We start from the raw sequence: 6,042 nt of genomic DNA on the forward strand, positions 1-6,042 counted from the left end.
GCCGAAGGAAAGTATTTGGGTAGGGATGCCTGTTGTTGAAAGTGAAACAGGGCGAGGTGCCTGCTTCGGGGGGGCCGCTTCACAGAAAGGAGGGATGGGGGCCCTGTTGAGGGGGGAAGGAGGGCGCAGAGGGGCCGAGCAAACTCACTCCATGGCCCTTGTCTCGCCGTAGATGAAGTCGTCCATCACCACCAAATCCTTAGTTCCGCCGGAGCTGACATCCTTGACGCCGGGGCCCAGCGCTGCCTCACCCGAAGTGATGCGGGCACTGGTGATGATGGGAGTGTCGAATACCACGCCCACGAACGAGAGGCCTTGCTTGTCGGCGCGACGCGGCGCGGTCAAGGTGCCGAGCTCGAGGCCGTCGTTTCCGAAGAGCTCGATCCTCGCCGAGCCCTCCTTGTCCACGTCCGAGAACACCACCCCGAATCCCTTCACGAGCGCGGGCGTGGGCGCGCCAACAGCCTGGAATCTCACCTCCAAGGTATTTCCGTCGCTGACCGTGAAGGTCTTGCGCTTGCTGAAGGCGTGGAATTCCTGACTGTAGCTGGGGTCGACGTGCGCGAAGTCATCGCCGCTCACTTCGAAGGTGCCTCCCTCGTCGGTGAAGAACGCGGCGCCTCGCTTGCGAGCCGGTGGGTCGGCGAGCTCGAAGCTGTTGAAGAAGTCACCTGGGAAGTGGGGAGTGTCGGTGAGGTTCGTCGGCACACCATCCCAGTTGATTTCACGACGCCCGGCGGGCTGCTGATAGGGCTCGTCGTTGTTGAGCGGGTCACCGAGAGCAGCCTGGAACATTTCCACCTTTCTGGTGATGTCTCCGCTTGCCGTGATCACGGTCGACTTGGGGTTGCTCATGCCATGAACAGGGCGCTCCTGATAGTCCTTGTCAGAGTGGGCCCGTGCCGTGAATCCGAGTGCGGTCAGGGATACTGCCAGGATCGTGGGAATCGAATGCATCATTGTGCTCACTCTTCTTTCGTGTGTGTTGACGTGTAACGAGTGCGGATGATCATTCCGCGAGCTTCTCGCGGATCTGCCTCATCAACAGTTGCAGTTCCGCGGTGGCCTCGGAGGCGCTGAGATATTTCAGCGTGGTGCGGAGCAGGTGGAGCTCGTCCAGGGCCCAGTTGAACAGAGGGGGCAGCTCGCGCTCGGACTGATTGGCGTGAAGAGTGGGAGAAGTTCGGAACTGATGCTCGAATTCTTGCATCAATGTCTCGTGAGGGTGGGAGTGGGACTCGGGATCGCGCTGGTAGATGGTGGGATGGAAGATGGAAGCTTGCTTCATGGTATCTGCCTCGATAGGGGGCGGGGCTCCGCGCTGATGCCAGGGTCATTTCCCGGCATTGAGTAGGCGGAGTCGTGCTCCGGCCAATGTGACAGAGATATCAAGGACTGTTGCGTGCATCACATCCGGTGCCGTCCCCTTCTCTCTTTACCTGTGGCCGAGAGCAGCAACTCCATCAAGAGGAAACCGATATGACCTGTTCGCGATGTGGTAACCAGAATGCCCCGATGTCTTTCGCTTGCGCGAGTTGCGGAGCCGCCCTGGCGGTGCACGCAGACGCAGTAGCGGTTCGCTCCATTCACGAGAAGAACCCCAACCTGGCACTCGTACTGTCCCTGCTGCTTCCGGGCGCGGGGCAGTTCTACAACGGAGAAACGAAGAAGGGCGTCCTGATGTTTCTCGGGGCGTCCGTGGGAGGCATCCTGACCCTCGGTCTCATGTATCTGGTCATGACGATCTGGTCCATGGTCGACGCCTACAAGGTGGCAAACCAGGAGAAGACTCCGCGGAAGAAGGACATGGCCCCGCCGGGCCTCAGCGAGGCGGAGGTTTGACGACGGATTCAGGACGAAAGTGTTCGAGCATACGCGGCGGCCGCCAGCGCAGGTCGTCCACCGGCGGCGCCGCGTAGGGGATACCCTTGAACACGTGGATGCCTTCCTCGGTGGTTCCTTCGACATGTCCCTTGTCTGTTTCGATGAGCATGGTCTCTCCTCTCCTTGGCCTGAGCCATCCCCTCATTTTTAGCAAGCGAGGGAGGGAGCGGCGAGTGTGTTGATTGGTGCGCGAAGTAGGACCCGCATGCTTACTTCTGCGGTCATGCGCAAGCCTCGCCTCAATGACCAGCAGGTGCACTCCTTCCTGGACTCGCTCTTCGCGGACGACCTGCATGCCATGCGCATTCTGTCTCTCTCCTACGCCGTACTGGGCGTCATCCACGCGGCCAGTCTGGGGGTGCATCTCATCGGCAAGGCATTGGCCTGGGCCCGAGGCACGAAGAGCAAACATGGGGTGAAACAGGTAGACCGACTCCTTTCCAACCAAGGCATCAATGCCTGGGAACTCTTCGCCCAGTGGGTGCCGTACGTGCTGGGACAGAGGAGCGAGGCGGTTGTGGCCCTGGACTGGACGGACTTCGACGCGGATGGCCATGCCACGCTCGTGGCCTCGCTGGTGGCGAGCCACGGGCGGACGACACCGCTGGTGTGGTTCACCGTGGAGAAATCCGCGCTGGAGGGGATGCGGAATGAAACGGAGGACTTCCTGCTCAACCGACTGAGGGAAGTCGTGCCCGAAACGGTGCGACTCATCCTGCTGGCGGACCGGGGATTTGGGGACCAGAAGTTCTACGCCTTGCTCGAGCAGTTGAAGTTCGACTACGTGGTGCGCTTCCGCCAGTGTATTCAAGTCACGGCGGAGACAGGAGAGAAGAAGAGCGCGGGAGAGTGGGTGCCCGAGTCGGGCCGTGCGGTGCGCATGCCGGGAGCGCGAGTCACCCAGGACAACACTCCCGTGCCCGCGGTGGTGTGCGTGAAGAAGAAGGGAATGAAGGAGGCCTGGTGTCTGGCGACGAGCTTGAAAAAAGCCACGGCGACCTTCGTGGTGGGACTCTACTCCAAGCGATTCCGGACGGAGGAGACGTTCCGGGACATGGAGGACTTGCGCTTCGCAATGGGCCTGTCCTGGGTGAAGGTGCGCTCGACGGAGAGACGGGACCGACTGCTGCTGGTGAGCGCGCTGGCCTGTGGACTGTTGACCTTGTTGGGAGCGGCGGGGGAAAGCTTGGGGATGGAGCGCCACCTCAAGGCCAACACCGCGAAGACGCGCACCTACTCCCTCTTCCGTCAGGGATGTGAGTACTACCAGGCCATCCCCATGATGCCCGAGGACACGCTCCTGCCCCTGATGGCTCGATTCACCGAACTGCTCGGCGCACAACCTGTTTTCCGGGATGTTTTCGGTCCAATATGAGGGGATGGCTCAGCGGCACGGCCCGAAGAACTGGATGAACGACACGGCCCCTGGCTGTCCTTCAGCAGCGATTGCAGATTCTCCTCCAATCTCGCTGCGTACTCCTCTGCCGTTTGCCCGTCGATTCCCGGGGCGCCGCTCTTACGCGTACGCTGGTAGGCCTCCTGCAACCATTCGATGTCGATGTGATGCGACAGGGATGGTGCTGGGACCTGGTGTTCTTCCGGCTGGCGGCCTCCTTTGCCGGGCAGGGTTTGAACCTGCAGGGGTCCTTCGTGAGGTTCCTTCGATCCTCTATCTCATCGAGTCCTCCTCACCCAGGCTTCGCCTGGCGCACACGCAGTAGTGTTAGATTGGTGCTCTTCATCCAGAGGAGGCGGCCGCATGCGCGCGGCCGCCTTAATGGTCGGATTCTTCGTCGGGATTAAAAAGCTCAGAACGAGAAGCCGTTGAGGACCGGAGCCCCCGTCGCCGGATCCGCCGGCACGTACGTCTTTTCCGTTCTCGGGGGCACGACTGCGCCAAGGGCTCTCATCGCTTCTGGCGATGCACCACCTCCGATTGCAAAATTGGGAAACCTACCAGAGACCGTCTCACATCGCTCTTTCTCGCTCTCGGTCAGCGGACGCATCAACGGAATGACTTCCTGCCTTCGCGACTCGTTAATGGCAATCCCCTTTGCCTTGACTGTTCCCTGAATCGGGATCCGCCAGTCTGTCCGGCCATCAGGGGAACCAGAGGGGAATTTGTCCGAAAGATGGAGTTCGTAGTGGCCAGTAACGTCGCCTACAGGGGTTGCAAGGAAGAACGCGCCCATGTGGTCCGATTGGACAGGGAGCGTCGATTCGACGCCGTCCGTGTGCGACGATTCCCAAGAGTGACCATACGTTGTTGACACAGAAGCAGATAGGAGTTTGGTGAAGAACTCCGAGAACTCGAATTGGGCTGTGGTCTCCAGGCTGTTTGATTCGGTCGCGGTGACCTCTTTCTTTACGGCGTGGAGTATCGGCTCGGTGGAGACGCAGTTTGAAAGGCTGGCCCCAACCTGTACGATGCTCCATATCGGCGTATTTTCGTCCGAAACAAACTTGCAGCCATCAGGATTTTCCTCACATGCTCTAAAGAGCATGCGGTCGTTGATGGGGCCGGCTGGGAACTGAAGGACTTCCTCTTTCGGTTGCTTGCGGCTGAACTCCAGTTCTTGGTCGCTGCGCGCGTGGGCCGACCCGGCAAGGCCTAGGGCAGCGAACACGCTCAGTAGGGTGACGATGGTTGGTGCCATTTTTGGCTTGGCCATCAAATGAAGCCAATAATTAGTGGACGGCATGTCGCGGTTCATGATTGAGCAACGCCTTGAGGGGTGTGTGGCTGTGCGGAATGTTGTGCTTGTTGTGGTTCTTGGGTGGGTTGGTGAGTGGGGGATTTCTCTGTTCGAGGATTTAGGGTTTTTGGACTCCTTGTTTCGACTGTGGAGACAGAAGACCCTGGTTGCCGGTGTGACGACCTGTCCGCGACGTCGAGATGACACTGCTTCGTTGCCTGCCTTTGCTGTTGACGCGCAAGCTGGTTGGTAAGCGTTCACTGATAAGGGCATTCGGTCGCCAATCAGTAGGGGCGCGGCGGCCGAGCAAGCACAAGATGGTGGACCAGCGCTTGGCCGACACCTTCGTTGACGCCAGCGTGACCGGCGTGCAAGGTATCGCAACCATCCGAATTTATTGACGTTTCTTGATATATTCCTACCAGTGAACGCTTACCTGGCTGGTGGCCGCTCTACTCCCGGCACACTCCGAGCACCCGAACCGGCTGGGACGGGAGAGGCTCGCCCAACCCACGGGCTCGTGACCATCCCATCAGCCAACGTGCCTCGCCTTTCCAGTCTCGGTGATGGGCGAGGGCTACTCAGCCCACAAGCGCATCCGCCGCTCGCTCTTCCTGGCTGCTCGAAACTGCGAAACTCGAACCAAGAGGGACCTCAAGACTCTGGCTAACACTACTGCGTTAGGGGTGGGCTGGAACTGTTACGGCGTGTAGCGTCCCTGGTACCTCCGCCTCGGGCAAACCTCACGAGGTTCCACGGCGTCTTTGCGTATTCCGGCCAAGGTGAGCACTCGTTCCAGGCCAAGCCGAGCAGCCGTTCCGGCCATGGTGAGCAGCCGGAGCGTCAGCGACGCTGGGGTGGTGGTCACTTCGCCTGCTTGCGGCCCTTGGTCAAATTCACGTCCACCTTGCGGATGGAGTCGCCGACCAGCTTCAGCCGGTGGGCGTTGTGCTTGAGCACATTGGGGTGCGTGCCGTCCGCGCGCGCCTGCGCCAGCTCGTCGAAGAGGCGTGAGGCGCGGCGGTACACGACGCTGTATCCGTCGCGGCACGCATTCTGTCCCAGCGCGCACGCCAGGAAGCTCTTGCCCACTCCGGTCGGCCCCGTCAGCAGCACGTTCTGCCGCCCCTCCACCCACTTCGAGGTGGCCAGCTCCATCACCTGCGCCTTCGTCAGCCCGCGGGCGTGGCCGTAGTCGATGTCCTCCAGACACGCCTGCTGGCGCAGCTTCGCGTGTTGCAAGCGCGTGCTCAACTTCTTGTTCTCCCGGTGCATCCACTCCGCGTCCGCCAGCAGGCCCACCAGGTCCGTCGCCGACACGTCCTTGTCGGGGGCCTTCTCCAGCCACCCGCGCAGGTAGTTGGCCATGCCGTGCAGCTTCATCGCGCTCAGCTTCTCCAGCGTCTGGTCCACCAGCATTTTTCGTCGGCCTGGGGGGGCCCCGCGTGAGCCGGGGCGCGCA

At 60.9% G+C, this 6,042-nt stretch carries 7 protein-coding genes; 2 read left to right on the forward strand and 5 right to left on the reverse strand.

Annotated elements, in window-relative coordinates:
* Positions 1–144: 144 nt before the first annotated feature.
* Together NR810_RS49860 and NR810_RS49865 are read right to left on the reverse strand one after the other, a co-directional pair.
* Positions 145–855, reverse strand: a complete 711-nt coding sequence (locus NR810_RS49860; protein ID WP_257463214.1) for a hypothetical protein — start codon at positions 853–855, stop codon at positions 145–147.
* A 154-nt stretch (positions 856–1,009) separates the two neighbouring features.
* On the reverse strand, positions 1,010–1,288 hold the full coding sequence (locus tag NR810_RS49865) for a hypothetical protein (RefSeq protein ID WP_257463215.1): 279 nt from the start codon (positions 1,286–1,288) through the stop codon (positions 1,010–1,012).
* A 266-nt stretch (positions 1,289–1,554) separates the two neighbouring features.
* Here NR810_RS49865 and NR810_RS49870 point away from each other — a divergent pair, with 266 nt between their 5' ends.
* Positions 1,555–1,842 carry a DUF5683 domain-containing protein gene (locus NR810_RS49870; RefSeq protein ID WP_257463216.1) on the forward strand — a complete coding sequence of 96 codons (288 nt, stop codon included), beginning with the start codon at positions 1,555–1,557 and terminating at the stop codon, positions 1,840–1,842.
* Here the strand turns inward: NR810_RS49870 and NR810_RS49875 are convergent.
* Positions 1,823–1,993, reverse strand: coding sequence for a carboxylesterase family protein (locus tag NR810_RS49875; RefSeq protein WP_257463217.1), 171 nt, complete (start codon positions 1,991–1,993; stop codon positions 1,823–1,825). The two genes, NR810_RS49870 and NR810_RS49875, sit on opposite strands and share 20 nt — an antisense overlap.
* Before the next feature lie 114 nt (positions 1,994–2,107).
* On the opposite strand from NR810_RS49875, the gene NR810_RS49880 reads away from it, so the two are divergent.
* Positions 2,108–3,259 carry an IS4 family transposase gene (locus NR810_RS49880; protein ID WP_257463223.1) on the forward strand — a complete coding sequence of 384 codons (1,152 nt, stop codon included), beginning with the start codon at positions 2,108–2,110 and terminating at the stop codon, positions 3,257–3,259.
* A 433-nt stretch (positions 3,260–3,692) separates the two neighbouring features.
* Here the strand turns inward: NR810_RS49880 and NR810_RS49885 are convergent, their stop codons facing one another.
* Positions 3,693–4,598 (reverse strand): hypothetical protein, encoded by a 906-nt coding sequence (locus NR810_RS49885; protein WP_257463218.1) that lies wholly within the window; start codon positions 4,596–4,598, stop codon positions 3,693–3,695.
* 846 nt (positions 4,599–5,444) lie between these two features.
* Positions 5,445–6,042, reverse strand: a 598-nt coding sequence (locus NR810_RS49890) for an ATP-binding protein (protein ID WP_257463219.1), incomplete at its 5' end; no start/stop codon positions are given.

Origin of the sequence: Archangium lipolyticum (assembly GCF_024623785.1) — a bacterium.
Lineage (GTDB): Bacteria > Myxococcota > Myxococcia > Myxococcales > Myxococcaceae > Archangium > Archangium lipolyticum.